This window comes from Hyphomicrobium sp. B1 (assembly GCF_049532635.1).
GTDB lineage: Bacteria > Pseudomonadota > Alphaproteobacteria > Rhizobiales > Hyphomicrobiaceae > Hyphomicrobium_B.
Window position 1 is genome coordinate 2,027,010 of the sequence record NZ_CP134871.1, and the last position, 15,521, is coordinate 2,042,530.

Here is a 15,521-nt window from a genome sequence, read left to right on the forward strand (position 1 = left end):
TATTTGCTGGTCCTGGTCTTGCATTTGTGGTTCCGCGCCACGTTGTCTCGGAATGCAAAAAGCGACAATGGATTTGATACTTTAGAAGTGTTCACCCTATTGCCGGGAAAAAATCGGGGGTGCACTATGCCAATGTCAGACAACGGATCTGACGCCCCCCACCGGTATTGGCGGCCGGTTTGAACTTCAAGTAAGCGAGGACAACATGGTCGGTATAAAAAGCCGCGCGACCGCGGCGGCGCTCGCAGCGTCGCTTGCGTTTTCCGTATTTGCTCCCCTCGGCGCTCAGGAAATCGAGCACAAATCCAAAGAGGCGATCAAAGGAGCTCCTGCGCGAGCGGTTACGCAGGAAGAATTGTCAAACGCTGCGAAAGATACCAAGCAGTTTCTCCACACCAACGGCAATTACGACCAGACAAGGTATTACCTGGGCAAACAGATCAACGCCGGCAACGTCGCAAAGCTTCGTCCGGCGTGGATCTTTCAGATGGACGTAAAAGAGTCTCTAGAGACGACGCCTATCATCGTCGGCGACGTGATGTACGTGACGACATCGTTCGATCATGTCTATGCGCTGAACGCCAAGACCGGCGAGCAATACTGGCACTACAAGCACAAGATGGGGCCGATCACGACGTATTGCTGCGGCCCGAACAATCGCGGTGTCGCGGTTTACGACGACAAGGTTTACCTCGCGACGCTTGACGCTAAGCTCGTCGCGCTCGACGCCAAGACCGGCAGCCTCGTTTGGGAAACGGAAATCGCCGATCCCGAAGACGGCTATAGCGAAACGATGGCGCCGACAGCCGTTAACGGCAAGATCATCATCGGCACCAACGGTGGCGAATACGGCATCCGCGGTTTCGTCCGCGCTTATGATGCCAAAACCGGCAAGCAGGTTTGGAATTTCGACACCGTGCCGGAAAACACGGTCGGCGTCTGGGCCACGAAGGATGCCACGGGCAAGGATCTGCACCGCGACATCGAAGCCGAGAAAGCTCAGTTCGCCAAGACTGGCGATCCCTACAAGACGTTGGGTGGCGGCGTTTGGCAAAATCCGGCGGTTGATCTCAAGCTCAATCGCTTGTTCTTCGTGGTCGGCAACCCGTCGCCGGACCTCGACGGTTCGCTGCGTCCGGGTGACAATCTCTACACGGACTCGCTCGTATCGATCGATCTCGATACCGGCAAATACGTCTGCCACCTTCAGTATATCCCGCACGACGTTTGGGACTTCGACGCTGTCAGTCCGCCGATCTTGGTCGACGTCAAGGACAAGGACGGCAAGGTCGTTCCGGGGGTCATCCATGGCGGCAAGACCGGTTTTGTCTATGTTCACAACCGCAAGGATTGCAGCCTGATCCGCTTCTCTGAGCCGATGGTCGCGCAGGAGAACATGTGGACCTTGCCGACACCGGAAGGCGCGCGCATGCTTCCTGGCGCAAACGGTGGCGTTGAGTGGTCGCCTATGGCGGTCAACCCGAAGCTCGCTCTGACCTATGCCGTCAACTTGCACCAGCCGATGACGTATCAGGTCCAGTCGAGCCCCTATCCCGATGGAAAGCTGTGGCTTGGCGGCGCCTTTAAGGTCATTCCGACCGAGGCTTCGTTCGGAAACGTCACTGCGGTCAACTACAACACCGGCAAAATCAAATGGCAGGTCAAAACACCTGAGCCGATGATGGGCGGGGCACTTGCAACCGCAGGCGATCTCGTTTTCACCGGAGAAGCCAACGGCTGGTTCCGCGCCTACAACGCCGAGAGCGGCAAGATCCTGTGGTCGTTCCAGTGCGGCGCAGGCGTCAACGCTCCGCCAGCGGCGTATTCGCTCGACGGCAAGGAATACATTGTCGTCGGCGCAGGCGGAAACACGCAGATTGACTTCAAGCGCGGCAATAACATCATTGCCTTCACGCTCAACTGATGATGTGGACGTCGGAAAGGAGCGCGCATGCTCCTTTCCGATTTTATTTTAATCGCTCGTCGAAGACCGGGAGTTTCGATATGCGGCAAGCAGTAATTGGATTGGGGTTGCTCGTTGCCGCAATCTCGACCGGCAGTCATTCGGCATTTGCCGACGAGATCGCTGACAAAATTCAGCTTTGTGCAGGATGTCACGGCGAAAACGGCATCCCGCAGCAAAAGACGACCCCCGTCATCTGGGGCCAGAACCAGGGCTACCTCTATATCCAGCTTCGCGACTTCAAGAGGGGTGCACGCAAGAACGATCAGATGTCGGCAGTCGCCGAGGGGCTCAGCAAGGACGACATGAAAGCGCTGGCCGCGCATTTCTCTGGCCTGAAGTGGCCGAACATTCAGCAGCCGTCGCCGTCGAAAGACGTCACCAAGCACGCGCTCACCGTGATTGGCTCCATTGGCTGTACGTCGTGCCATCTCGATCAGTATCAGGGTGACAGCACGACGCCACGGCTGGCCGGTCAGCAGGCCGCTTATCTCCTAAAAACGATGACGGATTTTCGCGATCACAGCCGGGCGAACAATCCCGGCATGTCAGATCTCATGAATGCAGCCCAGCCAGCCGATCTCGATCCGATCGCGCAATATCTCGCAAGTTTGACGGTGATTGGTGGCGACGGGCAGTAGCCGCTCCCGCCTGCACTAACTCGCCGCGAGCCTCTTCTTGAGTTCGTCGTTTGAGGCGAGGTCCGCCGCCGTTTTTCCCGACTTGTCACGCAATGTGCGGCTCGCACCGTGTGCGAGGAGCACGTCGACGGCGCGCTCGTGACCAAGCGAAGCTGCAATCATCAGCGCCGTCCGTCCACGATTGTCGCGATCGTCGAGATGCGCCCCGCGCGCGATAAGCAACTCCAGCACGTCCGCGACATCGCTCGTTCCTGCACCATCTTCGTGTCCAGCTGCCCACATCAATGCCGTCAGGTCATTGCCGTACCGGGCGTTCACGTCGACGGAGTGATCGAGCAGAATGCCCGCAACTTTAGCGAATCCGCGGGCGGCCGCATAGCAGATCGGTCCCTTTCCTGTCGCGTCCGTGCGCTTGGGATCGGCGCCCTTGGCCAGCAAGAGCATCGCGATATTTTCATTTCCCATGTAAGCGGCGGCTTCCAACGGCGTCAGTCCGCTGCGGCCTGCGAGATTGACGTCTGCGCCATGTGCAACAAGGGATTCGACGGCCGGTTGGTTGTCCTGTTCCGCCGCCAGGAACAACGCGGTCGATCCATCGAGATTGCGCGCATCGATAATGGCGCCGCGCGCAATGAACAGATTCAGTATCTCGGTTTGTCCCGCCTTCGCCGCGTGCGACAGGGGCATCGCGCCTTGTCGGTCGCGTGATCCCAGTGACGCACCGTCGTCAAGAAGGCGCTGAGCGAGCTTCACGCACCCTTTATCGGCAGCAGTTGACAGCGCGGCGTTGATCTCCAGTGGCCCCGCCGATGGTTTGATCTCCTCGTAATGCTGGCTTTGTTCTTGGCAGATGCGCATCTTCGCGGCGGCAGCGTTCGTCGCCGCGATCGTGCAGAACGCTGAGCCGACAATGGCAACAGCCGAAATACGAGCAGGATTAATCAAGCATCGGCTCCTTCGTTATCGGTCATTCTAAGCCGATAATCGAGGATTTCCATAGGTACGGAAGTCCGACGCGGCGCGAAGTTCGTGCCTATCAGAACGGACGGACGTCGTGGAACGACGCGAAAAAGAAGACCGTCCCGAGCACGAAGACCGCCGCCGAACTGAGGACGCTGGCGCCCCGCGCGACGAAGTTGCCCCATCGGCTTTCGGCGCCCGCCAAGACAATCGCAAGATTACGCGAGCCGACCGATACCGCAGCCAATGCCGATACGGTTAAGGCCGTTCCAAACGCCATCGCGAATGTCGCCAGAATGCCGGCCCAGATCATCCCCTGCGTCGCAGCGAAGATAATGACGAGCAAGGCCCCGGTACATGGCCGCATGCCGATGGAGAACGCAATGGCGAGCGCCCGGCTCCACGACAGCTTGCCTCTCAACTCGTCTGGACCCGGTAGATGGGCGTGACCGCAGTGCTCGTCATGAACGTGATCGTGCCCACAATCATGAGAGTGATCGTGTGAATGATCGTGTCCGCATGACGCAGGCGCGCCTTGGCCGTGGTGATCATGGCTGCATTCGTGATCGTGCCCATGATCGTGATCGTCGCCATGCAGTTGATTGGCGCGAACAGGCTGGCGCCGGGACGTAAACACCGGCCAAAGCTGTTTGAACATCAGCCAAGCCCCGAGCAACGCCACCGCGCCCCAGCTTAACGTTTCAAGCCAGGCCTCCGCCCACTTCGTCTGCAGTCCCGTGGCCAGGGCCGCCACGTACAGTCCGCCGATCAGCGTAATTGCGGACAGCGCTTGGATCAGGGACGATAGGAACGCGAGGAATATGCCGCGCCGTAGCGTCTCCTTGTCCGCCAGCATGTAGGATGAGATGACCGCCTTTCCGTGTCCCGGCCCGACAGCATGAAGGATGCCATAAATGAAGCTCGCCACGACAAGAGCGCCAGTTGCGGCCATGACGTTGGTCGTCGATTTCAGATTGCGCACCGCGCCGGTCATGTTTTGAGTAAAGCGATGCTGTTCGAAGAGAAGGATGGACCAGGCGGCGTCCATGGCCTCCGTAATCATCGAAGGTTCGCGAACAGGCTGCGCCTGCATCGCGCCGGCGAATCCGAATGCGGATTTCGGTCCTGTGGGCGCCTCGTTAGCGTGCGCAGCCAAACCGAGCGACATGACCATGGTGAAAATTCCTGCAGCCCAGGCCGCGGCCCATGCGGCTCGTTTGCCAAGCCGATGGCTGGCCGTACGGCTGCTTTTCCAATGTCCCATCGGACCCCCCGAAACTGCAATGCGTGAATGTAACTTTGGCCGCTTGATGCGTATGTTATATTATTGGATAGACACCGTATGATTATGACCGGACCGAGGCGGCCGCAGTGCGCGTCGGATTGGCCGCAATCAAATCCTTCGGAGAATGGACCATCGCCAACATGAATCGATTGAAACTTCTTGCGCGTCTTTGTGTTATCGCGCCGGCCCTGGCGTTGGCGGGCGTTTCCGACGGGGGCCCCACCGCTGAAGAATACATCGGCTATACAAACGGCTCGGCATATCTCGTCCCCGTCGGCCAACTCAGGCTCAAGGGATATCGCATCCAATGCGGCGACCGTCCGACCGTAATTGACGAGAAGCTTGACGATTATGGTGCGGCCTATCCAGGCTTCATCATTCTCAACACGCACTTGCTCGATAAGCTGCCGCGCCCAGTCGAACTCTGGATCTATTCGCACGAGTGCGGACATCAGTTCCGCGGACCCGATGAGCAAACCGCCGACTGCTTCGGCGTGCAGCGCGGACGCAGGGAAGGGTGGCTAACGGAAGACGGATTGAATCAGGTGTGCGACTTCATCAGCGCCGCTAAGGGCGACAATATGCACTTTGCCGGGCCGCATCGCTGCGAAGCCATGCGCGCCTGCTACACCGACTCCAACGTGCACTAAAAAAAGCGGCGAGCTTTTGAGGCTCGCCGCAAGATCGTTGGAGGTTGGTTTTCGCTGCCGCTCAGGTTCCCGCGAAGGCCTTCGACAACTGATCGACGTTGTAGTGAAACATCTTTGCGTAGGTCGGGGCCGGGCCATCGGCCTTCGACAACGACTCGACATAAAGCTCGCCGCCGGGTTGCGCGCCCGTGGCCTTCGCGATCTGTTTGACGAGGCGAGAGTCGTTCGAGTTTTCGAAGAAGTACGTTTTGACCTTCTCGGCCTTGATCTGATCGATCAGCTTGGCAACGTCGGCGGCAGATGCTTCAGTTTCGGTCGAGAGGCCAATAGGCGAAAGAAACGTCACGCCGTATTCCCGTCCGAAGTAGCCGAATGCATCGTGGCTGGTCAGGATCTTGCGCCGATCCTTCGGCACCGTCTCAAGAACCGATTTAGCGTACGTATTCAACGCATCGAGCTTCTTGGAATAGGCCTTAGCATTGGCCTTGAAGTCGGCAGCGTCGGCCGGGTCGGCCGAGGCAAGCGCCTTCTCAATATTGACGACCCAGATCTTGACGTTGACCGGGCTATTCCAGACGTGCGGATCGGTGACGGTCTTGCCATCCTCTTCCATGGTTCGTGTCTTGATGCCGTTCGATACAACGATTGGCTTGCCATTGTAGCCCGATGCCGTCACCAGCTTTTCGAACCAGCCTTCGAGGCCTTCGCCGCTGATAAAAGTGATGTCCGCTTCTTTCAGAGATTTCGCATCGTCAGGCGAAGGCTCGAATTCATGTGGATCGCCATTCGGCGGGACAAGGCTTTTCACGTTTACGTGGTCGCCGCCGACTTGCTTCACGACGTCGGCGAGCACCGTAAAACTGGCCACGGTATTCAGCGTCTTTGCCGACGCGGCCGCCGAGAAGCCGACGGCGACGCCGGAAGACACCAGTAGTCCGAGGACGAGGTTAGAAACCCTCATGATAAATCTCCTGTCTATGCTTTGAGGTGAGGACGCGAATAGAGACGCCGCGCCATGCCCGAAGGGCTGAGAATGAGCGAGACGCCATAGATGCAGCTTGCGGTAAGGATGATCGTGGGGCCGGAGGCCACGGCGAAATGGAACGACGCGACCAAACCGAGATAGCCTGAGACGACCGCCGTCCCCGCCGCGACTGCGAACATGGCCGGAAGTGATTGTGCCCAAAGACGCGCGACAGCCGCGGGGAGCATCATCAGGCCAACGGCCATAAGCGTTCCAAGCGCTTCGAAGCTCGCGACCAGATTGATCACGACGAGCAGCAAAAACAGAAAGTGAAAGAGCGAGCCGTGACCTCCCACAGCCCGCAGAAATCCGGGATCGAAGCATTCGGCGACGAGTGGCCGGTATACGACCGCGAGGATAATGATTGTCAGCGAGGCAATGCCGCCGACGAGATAAAGCGCATTCGAGTCGATCGCCAGGATCGTCCCGAACAAGACATGCAGCAGGTCGATGTTCGAGCCTCGCAGCGAAACGATCAAAACGCCGAGGGCGAGCGATGTCAGATAGAAACTAGCGAAACTCGCATCTTCACGAAGCGAGGTCGTCCTGCTGATAACGCCGGATAGAAGCGCAATGCTCAATCCTGCCACCAGGCCGCCGAAACCCATCGCCGGCAGAGAAAGACCGCCGGCAATCAAGAAGCCGACCGCCGCGCCGGGAAGGATCGCATGGCTCATGGCATCGCCGACAAGGCTCATGCGCCTGAGCATTAAAAGCACGCCGACAGGCCCCGAGCCGAGCGCCAGGGCGAAGCACGCAATGAGCGCGCGGCGCATGAAACCATAATCGACGAACGGCGAGATGAAGATGGCGTGCAGGCTCATGCGGCGGCCGTATCCTTCTCGCAAACCTCAGCGCCTTCGTCCCAGCTTTCCGCCATCGCTCGGGCGCGCAGCAGGTTCCGCGACGACATCGCGACACTTGTTGGCCCCCACCCGATGGCCTCGCGGGCGAGAAGGAGAGTGTCGGGAAAGTGGGCGCGGACCTGATCGAAATCGTGCAAGACGGCGATGATCGTCCGTCCCTCCTTGTGCCAGCGGCAGACGATATCCAAGAGGTCGCGCGTGGTGCGTGCGTCGATCGCCGTAAACGGTTCATCGAGAACGATGATCTTCGCATCCTGAAGCAATAGCCGCGCGAATAGCACGCGCTGGAACTGCCCTGCCGAGAGCGAGCCTATGATGCGGCCGCCAAAGCCGTCCAAGCCAACAGCCGTCAACGCTTTTCGTGCTTTCTCCATCGCACCGGAATCAACGCGTCGGAATGAGCCGCTTCGGTGCCAGGCTCCGAGCATCACCGTATCGGCGACAGACATCGGAAACTGTCGGTCGATCTCGGCGGCTTGCGGCAGATACCCGAAATCGCATGCTGCAAGACCACGCCGCTCGATGGCGCCTTCCGCTAAAGGCAGCTCACCCATGATCGCCTTTAACAGTGTCGACTTGCCCGCGCCGTTAGGGCCGGTTATCGCCGTCATACTGCCTTGGTCGAACGTCCCCGATACATGATGGAGCGCCGGGTGACGCGCATAGGCCACCGTCACGTCTCGAAGCTTGATCAATGGTTGCCTCATGGAAGAGCCACCGCCCAAAAAATTGCGATCCACAGCACAACCAGGATGCCGCCCGCGCCGATCAGCCGTCGGTAAGCGGGCTGCGCCATCAAGGAGCGCTCGAATGGATCTCTGTTCGACATGGTTGTGATTTATCCGCCTAGTAGAAAATGTATAATATAACATTTAATGTGGAATGACTACGGCGGAATTGTGGGTCGCGGATTTGGTTGGGTGGATATTAGGAGGCGAGGTTGCCGGCATGACGGAGACGGCGCCGGTCAAGGCGCGTGCGGCCGTGCGAAACTGCCGTCGCCGCGCGATAAGGTCGTGGGGATTTGAGAGCGTGGTGCCGCTCACACGAAAAGGAAAGGCACTGGCTTAGCCAAGTGGCCTATGCCGCCCGTCACGCACGGCAAACATTGCGAAAAATTGATTTTGATCAAGGGCGATTGCGACATATGGAAACTTGATTTTAGAAGTCAAGTTTCCTATTTCAGGCGGCAATACCCTGAGACCAAAAGTGAAGGGAAAGAGAGCGTGCTCGCTCCGTTTCTGATCATGCTTCGCGAAGGCATCGAAGCAGCGCTCATCACCGGTATCGTTGCAACCTATCTCGCTCAGACGGGGCGATCCGAATGGATGCCTGCGGTGTGGATGGGTGTGCTGCTGGCTGTAGCCATCTCTCTTTTCGCCGGCGCCGCGCTTCTGTTCGTCAGCGCCGAGTTTCCCCAGAAGGCGCAAGAGCTGTTCGAGGCGATCGTTGGCTTCATTGCCGTCGCGGTGCTGATCTCGATGGTGTTCTGGATGCGCAAGGCCGCACGCTCTATCAAGAGCGAGCTGCAGCATTCCGTCGAAGCGGCCTTTCATTCGTCGCACGGCGGGACGTGGGGGCTCATCGGTCTTGTATTCTTCGCCGTCGCTCGCGAAGGGCTCGAGTCGATCTTTTTTCTGCTTGCGATCTTTCAGCAGAGCAACGGCCTGGAAGCTCCGCTTGGCGCTCTTGCGGGTATCGCGGCCGCTGTTGTCGTCGGCTTGATCATCTATGTCGGCGGCGTTCGGCTCGATCTCCGTCGCTTCTTCCAATGGACTGGCGTCTTCATCATTTTCGTCGCCGCCGGCATCCTCTCTTCATCGGTTGGCGCCTTGCATGAAGCCGGACTTTGGAACGGCCTGCAGCAGCCCGCCTACGATATGAGCGCGGTCTTGCCGATCTCGAGTGTCCTTGGAACCATTCTTTCTGGCGTTTTCAGCTATCAGGAAAATCCGACAGTCGGCGAGGTCATCGTCTACCTCGGGTTCCTTGCCATCGTTCTCTATCTCTATTTGCGGCCTGTTCGTCCGGGCAGTGTCTCAGTCGAAGCATACCAGGGTAACAATAAAAATGTCCGCGCCTGAGACCCGCCAAGGAAAGCCGAAAGCCCCATCGTCCGGCATTATGTATCTTGGCGTTGCCGGGGCGACGGTTCTCGTACTCGTCGCGGGTGCTGCGTTTTACGCGGCGACCAAGCAAACCCGTCATGACAACGTCGCGGCCGTGCCCGTTGCCGTGACGTCGAAAGCATGTGAGCCCAATTCGCTTTCGGTCCCCGCCGGCGAGCGGACGTTCGAGATTTCGAACAAGTCGGAACGTCCCGTTGAATGGGAAGTCCTTGACGGCGTGATGGTCCTGGCAGAGCGGGAAAATATTGCGCCGGGTTTCAAGCAGACGCTGAAAGTGCGCCTTGCTCCGGGCACCTACGAAGTCACCTGCGGGTTACTGTCGAATCCGCGCGGGACTTTGCTTGTCACCCCATCGCAGGAAGCGAACGCCGAGCCTCCGAAGGCGACGATGCGCGCGCTTCTTGGGCCGATGGGCGAGTATAAATTTTATCTCGGCCGTCAGAGTTCGGCGGCATTGCGCGATGCCCAGGAACTTGCCGACGCCATCGAGGCCGGCGACCTCGCCAAAGCCCAGGCTCTCTATATCATAGCGCGGCAGCCCTATAAGCGCATCGAACCGGTCGTGCATCGCTTTGCGGATTTGCAGAATGCGATCGACCCGGTCGCGGACTATTTCGAGAAGCGCGAGAACGATCCGGCATTCGTCGGATATCATCGCATCGAACGTGGGCTCTTCGTCACGAAAAGCCTGGATGGTCTTAGCCCCATTGCCGACCGTCTCGTCGCCGATCTGACGACGCTCAATGAGCGTCTGAAGGCGATGAAAATGACGCCGGGCATTCTCATCGATAGCGCCGGCAATTTCACCACGCAGCTATCGCGTGATCGCCTGCCCGCGAAAAACGACAGCATTGCCGAAACCGACATGACCGATCTCGAAGCCAACCTTGATGGCATCGACAAGATCGTCGGTTTGCTTCGGCCGGTTGTGAAGCCGGTCAATCCGGACCTCGCTCACAAGATCGACGCTACTTTGACCGCCACGAAAGACGAAGTCGCCAAACAGAAGAGCGACGCCGCGACGGCCTCTTCGACGTCTGCCAGCCCGAGTCAACGCAAGGAGCTGACGGCGGCTTTCACAAACCTCGCGGACGCACTCAACGAATTACCGTCCGCTATTGGGATGAATTCCAATGGTACATGATCAAAAAAAACCGGCTGATCGGCACGGATCCGTAAGCACCGACCGCCGGAAAATTCTGCTCGGTCTCGGCGTTGCAGCTGGCGGCGCGTTGACATCGGGCCTCGCCGTTCAGGAAGCACGCGCGAACGACAAGCAGGTGACGGACGCGCCCGAAAGCCATCGCACAGACGTCGAGCAGAGAGTTCCGTTCTACGGCATCCACCAGGCTGGCGTGGTTACGCCGCGGCCGGCCAATGGCATGTTGGTTTCACTCGACGTCATCGCCGATACCCCGGCCGACTTCGAGAAAATGATGCGTAAGCTGACCGAACGCATCGTGTTCCTGACACAAGGCGGCACCCCACCGGAATTAGACCCCAAACTGCCGCCGGCCGATTCAGGCATTCTTGGTCCTGAAATTCAGCCCGACAATTTGACGATTACGGTCGGCCTAGGCAACTCAATGTTCGAGACGCGCCCCTGGCTCAGACGACTGAAGCCGCGTCATCTGCAGCAGATGACGCAATTCAAGAATGACGCTCTCGACGCTGAGCTGTGCCACGGCGATCTCTCGCTACAGTTCTGCTCGAACACGGCCGATACGAACATTCATGCGCTGCGCGACATTCTGAAAAACATGCCCGAATACCTCGTACCGCGCTGGAAGCAGGAAGGCAGCGTTCCAACCGTGCTGCCCGAAGCTGACGGCTCAGTGCCGAGCGCGCGCAACTTCTTGGGTTTCCGGGACGGCTCGGCCAACCCGAATTCCAATGACAAGCCGATGATGGACGAGATCGTCTGGGTCGGCCAAGGTCACGACGAGCCTGAGTGGGCTGTTGGCGGCACGTATCAGGCCGTCCGCATCATCCGTAACTTCGTGGAACGCTGGGATCGCACGCCGCTTGGCGAACAGCAGCGCATCTTCGGTCGCAAGAAGATGTCCGGTGCGCCGATGGATGGTGTCAAGGAGACCGACGTCCCCAATTACACGAAAGATCCGGATGGAAAAATCACGCGCCTTGATGCGCACATCCGGCTTGCCAATCCACGAACTTCCGAAACGCGAAAGAACCTTATACTACGCCGGCCGTTCAACTATTCGAACGGCATCACCAAGAACGGCCAGCTCGATCAGGGGCTGCTGTTCATTGCCTACCAATCAGACCTCGAAAAGGGGTTCATTGCCGTGCAGTCGCGGCTCGATGGCGAGCCGTTAGAGGAATACATCAAGCCAATCGGTGGCGGTTATTTCTTCGTTCTTCCAGGGGCGCGGGAAGCTGGCGACTATCTGGGCCGAAAGTTGGCCGAGGCCGCGACGGCGGATCCGTCGACACGTTCCTAGAAAACCCCCTTACCCAACTAAGCACCGGAGGGACGACCGATGAAACGACACTTGTTGGCTGCGACCGCGCTCGCAGCGGCGTTTGGATATGCTGGCTTGGCATATGCCGAAGACGACGATTCAAAACTCGTTGAGCCGCTCGCCGCGTACAAGAGCTTTGTGGCCGATCATACAGAGAAACTTCTCGAAAACACGACGAAGTTCACCGAGGCCGTCAAGGCTGGCGACATAGCCAAAGCCAAGGCGCTCTACGCGCCGACGCGCATGGACTATGAAACGATCGAACCGATCGCCGAACTCTTCTCCGATCTCGATCACACGATCGACGCTCGCGCCGATGACTTCGAGGCCAAGGAAAAAGATCCGAAATTTTCGGGCTTCCACCGCATCGAATACGGCCTTTGGGAACAGAAAAGCACGAAGGACGTCGCCCCTTATGCCGATCAGCTTCTTGCTGACGTCAAAGATCTCAATCACCGCATCGAGAATCTGACGTTCCCGCCGGAGACCGTTGTCGGCGGTGCTGCAGCCCTGATGGAAGAGGTAGCCGCGACCAAGATTTCGGGCGAAGAAGATCGCTACAGCCATACCGACCTGTGGGACTTCAAAGCGAACTTCGACGGCTCGAAGAAGATCTACGATCTTGTCCGGCCGCTCATCGAGAAGGATCACCCTGACTTCGTGAAGAAGGTCGACGGTGACTTCAAGGTTGTCGACGACACGCTGGCGAAGTACAAGACGGCTGACGGCTACGAGCTGTACGACAAGCTGTCGGACGAAGACCGCAAGGTTCTGTCAGCCAAGGTCAACGCTCTGGCGACCGAACTTTCAACGCTTCGCGGCAAGCTCGGTTTGAACTGAGAAGCGCCGGTCGCTTTGATCTGACTACGGCCTCGGTCGACGTTCGCCTCGTGCGGATTTGCGACCGGGGCCGTAATTGCATTCATTTCTGCGAAACGCGACATGTTTGTCGCTGAAAAGACACAACTAAACGGCGTCTTATTGTTGACTAATAATGTAGACTTTCATATTCTCATCGTATACCCGGCAAACGTCGGGATCTTCATTGCGATCACCTCCGGGGGAGGGTTTCGCGAAGAGGAGGCAAGCCCGCCGTTGTGCGCTTAAGCGCCTAGCCAGCCAGCCCCGTATCAACACGGAATAACGGGGGTCGATAGGATGGCTGTGCGCGGCGTTGATGATTCGAGTAAAGCGCGTTTGATCGCGTTGGGATTGCATCAGGTTCCCGCTTGCAAAAGCTTTGGCAAGGCGGCCTTGGCGCTGACCGTGTCGGCCGCAGCGCTGACGTTGGCCGGAACTGCATTCGCACAAGAAACACCGCTGCCGGGCATCGACGTTCAATCCGCGCAAGCGAAGAAAAGCAGCGCTCCGAAAAAGAAGCCACAGGCTGCTCCAGTCCAGGAGACTGCTAATTCGGCAACGCCTCCGCCGACGGCGAGCGAAGGAGGCAATCAAGCCGGATTGATTGACTCGCCCTATAGCACGCCGGCTGGTGTGAGCGTCGCGGGGCAAAGCGAAATTCAGACATTCGGGCAGACCAATCTTCAAGATGTGTTTCGTTCGATGCCCGGGGTCTCGACCGGCGACGATCCGAACAATCCCGGCATCGCAGTCAATATCCGCGGCTTCGAAGGCGAAGGCCGCGTGAATATGACAATCGACGGTGTGCGCCAGAATTTCAGGTTCACCGGCCATACGGCATCGGGTTTTGCCTATGTCGACCCATTACTTCTAGCGAGCATCGAGGTGCAGCGCGGTTCGGTTTCGACAGCTGGCGGTGCAGGTGCTCTCGCCGGTACAGCGGACATGCGGACGCTTGATGTCGATGATGTGCTGAAGCCGGGCAGCAACTACGGCGCGACGGTACTTTCCTCGTGGGGAAGTAATGGCGTCGGCTTTTCAGAGATGGGTGCGGGAGCCATCCGCAGCGGGGCGATCAGCGTCATCGGCGCCATCAGCAAGCACGATCAGGACGATTACGATAATGGCTTGGGGCAACGCGTGCCCTACACCGATCAAGACCTGATCTCTGGTTTGGCAAAAGTACACATCCAGATGGATCCGGAACAGCGGTTGTCGTTTGGCACTGTGCTCTACAACAACGACTTCACCGCAAATTCCTACAATCAGAATATCGATTCGAAGATCTACACTGCCCAGTATTCCTACGACCCCATCGGCAATGACCTCGTGCATTTTCGCGCCAATTTCTCTGGCAGCGACCTGACGATGAAGTACGGGAGCGGTATCGATGGCGCTTCTGCTGCCGAAGGCCGTAAGATCAATGATCTTGGTCTGGGCTTCACCCTGCAGAATACGTCGCTATTTGATCTTGGTGGTATCCACGTCAAATCGAACTACGGCTACGAATACTTTCATGACAAAGTTGACGCCTCAAACGCGCTAGATCCGAGCGCTGGTGGCGGTGTCAATCCGTCCGGTAATTCAACGATCCGTGGTGCGTTTTCTGAAACAACCTTCTCAAAAAGCATCTTCGATTTTATCGTTGGTCTGCGCTACGACGACTATAACTTGAACGGCCACGGGGACGTGACGGAGCCCCATATTCCGCCATACTTGCTTCCCTACCTGCCGCCCGGATATACGCCGGCGCTGCCGAATGGTCTTTCGCTCGGACCGTACCAGGTCGACAAAAGCGACGGTGGTTTCAGTCCGAAGTTGACGCTTGCCGCAAAGCCGGTCGAATGGTTCCAGCCGTATGTGACCTGGTCGAATTCGTTCCGCGCTCCAACCATCTCGGAAACGCTTCTCGACGGCACGCATCCAGGCAGTGTCTTCGAGCCCAACTTTTTGCCAAATCCTCTTCTTCAGCCTGAATCACAGAAGGGCTGGGAGTTTGGCTTCAATTCAAAGATTAACAATATCTTCCAGTCCGGCGATCAGTTTCGCTTCAAAGGCGATTACTACACGATGGACGTGGACAACTACATTACGGCCGCGTGCGACGACTTCGGAATTATCTGCACGTTCATAAACAACCAGGGTACTTCGAAAGTCGAAGGTGTCGAACTGCAAGGCACGTACGACGCGGGTTACCTCTTCGCGGGCCTGAGCTACAGCCATAACCATACGACGCTTCCATCGCAGATGGATGGCCTGGGACTGCACAGCTACCTGCCTGGCGATCTTGCGACCGTCACCGGTGGCCTTCGCTTCTTTGCTGAGCGTCTGACGGTCGGTGCAAGAGCGAATATCGTTTCCGACAGTCAGAAGGCTGATGTGAATGTCGGTTCCGACGGCGTGCTGACTTACGAGGGCTATACGACCTACGATCTCTTCTCGAGCTACAAGGTCACCGACGACATCGACGTCTCTCTCAACGTGACAAATCTCACGGACGTCGCCTACACGCCCGCCCTCAGCGCTCCTGCCACTGGCGATGCGCCGGTCGAAACAGGTCGTGGCCGCACGTTCCTGCTCACGACAAAGGCGAGGTTCTAGACCACAGCGCGTGATCGCACGAAGAAGAAGTTCGAGCGTCGGCGGAGGAATTCGC

14 protein-coding genes are annotated in these 15,521 nt (G+C 58.1%); 8 read left to right on the top strand and 6 right to left on the bottom strand.

Annotated elements, in window-relative coordinates; genetic code table 11:
- Positions 1-205 precede the first annotated feature (205 nt).
- Together RLW55_RS09750 and RLW55_RS09755 are read left to right on the top strand one after the other, a co-directional pair.
- Positions 206-1,924: a pyrroloquinoline quinone-dependent dehydrogenase gene (locus RLW55_RS09750; protein ID WP_423416311.1), complete on the top strand. Its 1,719-nt coding sequence runs from the start codon at positions 206-208 to the stop codon at positions 1,922-1,924.
- A gap of 80 nt (positions 1,925-2,004) precedes the next feature.
- A complete protein-coding gene (locus RLW55_RS09755) occupies positions 2,005-2,604 on the top strand; it encodes a c-type cytochrome (RefSeq protein ID WP_423416312.1) in 600 nt (199 codons plus the stop codon).
- A 15-nt stretch (positions 2,605-2,619) separates the two neighbouring features.
- Here the strand turns inward: RLW55_RS09755 and RLW55_RS09760 are convergent, their stop codons facing one another.
- Both RLW55_RS09760 and RLW55_RS09765 read right to left on the bottom strand, forming a co-directional pair.
- A complete protein-coding gene (locus tag RLW55_RS09760; RefSeq protein ID WP_409560930.1) occupies positions 2,620-3,549 on the bottom strand; it encodes an ankyrin repeat domain-containing protein in 930 nt (309 codons plus the stop codon).
- Between the two features lie 91 nt (positions 3,550-3,640).
- Positions 3,641-4,828 (bottom strand): nickel/cobalt transporter, encoded by a 1,188-nt coding sequence (locus tag RLW55_RS09765; RefSeq protein ID WP_423416313.1) that lies wholly within the window; start codon positions 4,826-4,828, stop codon positions 3,641-3,643.
- 107 nt (positions 4,829-4,935) lie between these two features.
- Between RLW55_RS09765 and RLW55_RS09770 the strand changes: the two genes are divergently transcribed.
- On the top strand, positions 4,936-5,499 hold the full coding sequence (locus RLW55_RS09770) for a hypothetical protein (protein ID WP_409560928.1): 564 nt from the start codon (positions 4,936-4,938) through the stop codon (positions 5,497-5,499).
- Positions 5,500-5,560: 61 nt separating this feature from the next.
- Here RLW55_RS09770 and RLW55_RS09775 read toward each other — a convergent pair whose 3' ends face one another.
- Genes RLW55_RS09775 through RLW55_RS09790 form a run of 4 tightly spaced genes read right to left on the bottom strand, consistent with a single transcriptional unit; the run spans position 5,561 to position 8,218 of the window.
- Positions 5,561-6,460, bottom strand: coding sequence for a metal ABC transporter solute-binding protein, Zn/Mn family (locus RLW55_RS09775; RefSeq protein WP_409560927.1), 900 nt, complete (start codon positions 6,458-6,460; stop codon positions 5,561-5,563).
- 14 nt (positions 6,461-6,474) lie between these two features.
- Complete coding sequence (locus RLW55_RS09780; protein ID WP_409560926.1) at positions 6,475-7,347, bottom strand: metal ABC transporter permease; 873 nt, start codon at positions 7,345-7,347, stop codon at positions 6,475-6,477.
- Positions 7,344-8,096, bottom strand: a complete 753-nt coding sequence (locus tag RLW55_RS09785) for a metal ABC transporter ATP-binding protein (protein WP_423416314.1) — start codon at positions 8,094-8,096, stop codon at positions 7,344-7,346. The genes RLW55_RS09780 and RLW55_RS09785 overlap by 4 nt, the downstream gene beginning before the upstream one ends.
- Complete coding sequence (locus RLW55_RS09790) at positions 8,093-8,218, bottom strand: hypothetical protein (RefSeq protein WP_414463831.1); 126 nt, start codon at positions 8,216-8,218, stop codon at positions 8,093-8,095. The genes RLW55_RS09785 and RLW55_RS09790 overlap by 4 nt, the downstream gene beginning before the upstream one ends.
- 397 nt (positions 8,219-8,615) lie before the next feature.
- Here RLW55_RS09790 and efeU point away from each other — a divergent pair, with 397 nt between their 5' ends.
- The 5 genes from efeU to RLW55_RS09815 all read left to right on the top strand — a co-directional run bounded on the left by efeU (position 8,616) and on the right by RLW55_RS09815 (position 15,466).
- Entirely contained in the window at positions 8,616-9,473 is an 858-nt protein-coding gene (gene efeU / locus RLW55_RS09795) for an iron uptake transporter permease EfeU (RefSeq protein WP_409560924.1), read from the top strand.
- Entirely contained in the window at positions 9,460-10,662 is a 1,203-nt protein-coding gene (gene efeO, locus RLW55_RS09800; protein WP_423416315.1) for an iron uptake system protein EfeO, read from the top strand. The genes efeU and efeO (RLW55_RS09800) overlap by 14 nt, the downstream gene beginning before the upstream one ends.
- Complete coding sequence (gene efeB, locus RLW55_RS09805; RefSeq protein ID WP_423416316.1) at positions 10,652-11,983, top strand: iron uptake transporter deferrochelatase/peroxidase subunit; 1,332 nt, start codon at positions 10,652-10,654, stop codon at positions 11,981-11,983. The genes efeO (RLW55_RS09800) and efeB overlap by 11 nt, the downstream gene beginning before the upstream one ends.
- Before the next feature lie 39 nt (positions 11,984-12,022).
- A complete protein-coding gene (gene efeO, locus RLW55_RS09810; protein ID WP_423416317.1) occupies positions 12,023-12,844 on the top strand; it encodes an iron uptake system protein EfeO in 822 nt (273 codons plus the stop codon).
- Between the two features lie 318 nt (positions 12,845-13,162).
- Positions 13,163-15,466, top strand: coding sequence for a TonB-dependent receptor domain-containing protein (locus RLW55_RS09815; protein ID WP_423416318.1), 2,304 nt, complete (start codon positions 13,163-13,165; stop codon positions 15,464-15,466).
- The last annotated feature ends 55 nt before the right edge of the window (positions 15,467-15,521 follow it).

What these genes read in the sequence shown, in the direction of transcription:
- efeB (WP_423416316.1), top strand. Translation starts at nt 10,652, where the DNA reads ATGGTACATGATCAAAAAAAACCGGCTGATCGGCACGGATCCGTAAGC.
- RLW55_RS09780 (WP_409560926.1), bottom strand. Translation starts at nt 7,347, where the DNA reads ATGAGCCTGCACGCCATCTTCATCTCGCCGTTCGTCGATTATGGTTTC.
- RLW55_RS09775 (WP_409560927.1), bottom strand. Translation starts at nt 6,460, where the DNA reads ATGAGGGTTTCTAACCTCGTCCTCGGACTACTGGTGTCTTCCGGCGTC.
- efeO (WP_423416317.1), top strand. Translation starts at nt 12,023, where the DNA reads ATGAAACGACACTTGTTGGCTGCGACCGCGCTCGCAGCGGCGTTTGGA.
- efeO (WP_423416315.1), top strand. Translation starts at nt 9,460, where the DNA reads ATGTCCGCGCCTGAGACCCGCCAAGGAAAGCCGAAAGCCCCATCGTCC.
- RLW55_RS09765 (WP_423416313.1), bottom strand. Translation starts at nt 4,828, where the DNA reads ATGGGACATTGGAAAAGCAGCCGTACGGCCAGCCATCGGCTTGGCAAA.
- RLW55_RS09785 (WP_423416314.1), bottom strand. Translation starts at nt 8,096, where the DNA reads ATGAGGCAACCATTGATCAAGCTTCGAGACGTGACGGTGGCCTATGCG.
- RLW55_RS09815 (WP_423416318.1), top strand. Translation starts at nt 13,163, where the DNA reads ATGGCTGTGCGCGGCGTTGATGATTCGAGTAAAGCGCGTTTGATCGCG.
- RLW55_RS09750 (WP_423416311.1), top strand. Translation starts at nt 206, where the DNA reads ATGGTCGGTATAAAAAGCCGCGCGACCGCGGCGGCGCTCGCAGCGTCG.
- RLW55_RS09755 (WP_423416312.1), top strand. Translation starts at nt 2,005, where the DNA reads ATGCGGCAAGCAGTAATTGGATTGGGGTTGCTCGTTGCCGCAATCTCG.
- RLW55_RS09790 (WP_414463831.1), bottom strand. Translation starts at nt 8,218, where the DNA reads ATGTCGAACAGAGATCCATTCGAGCGCTCCTTGATGGCGCAGCCCGCT.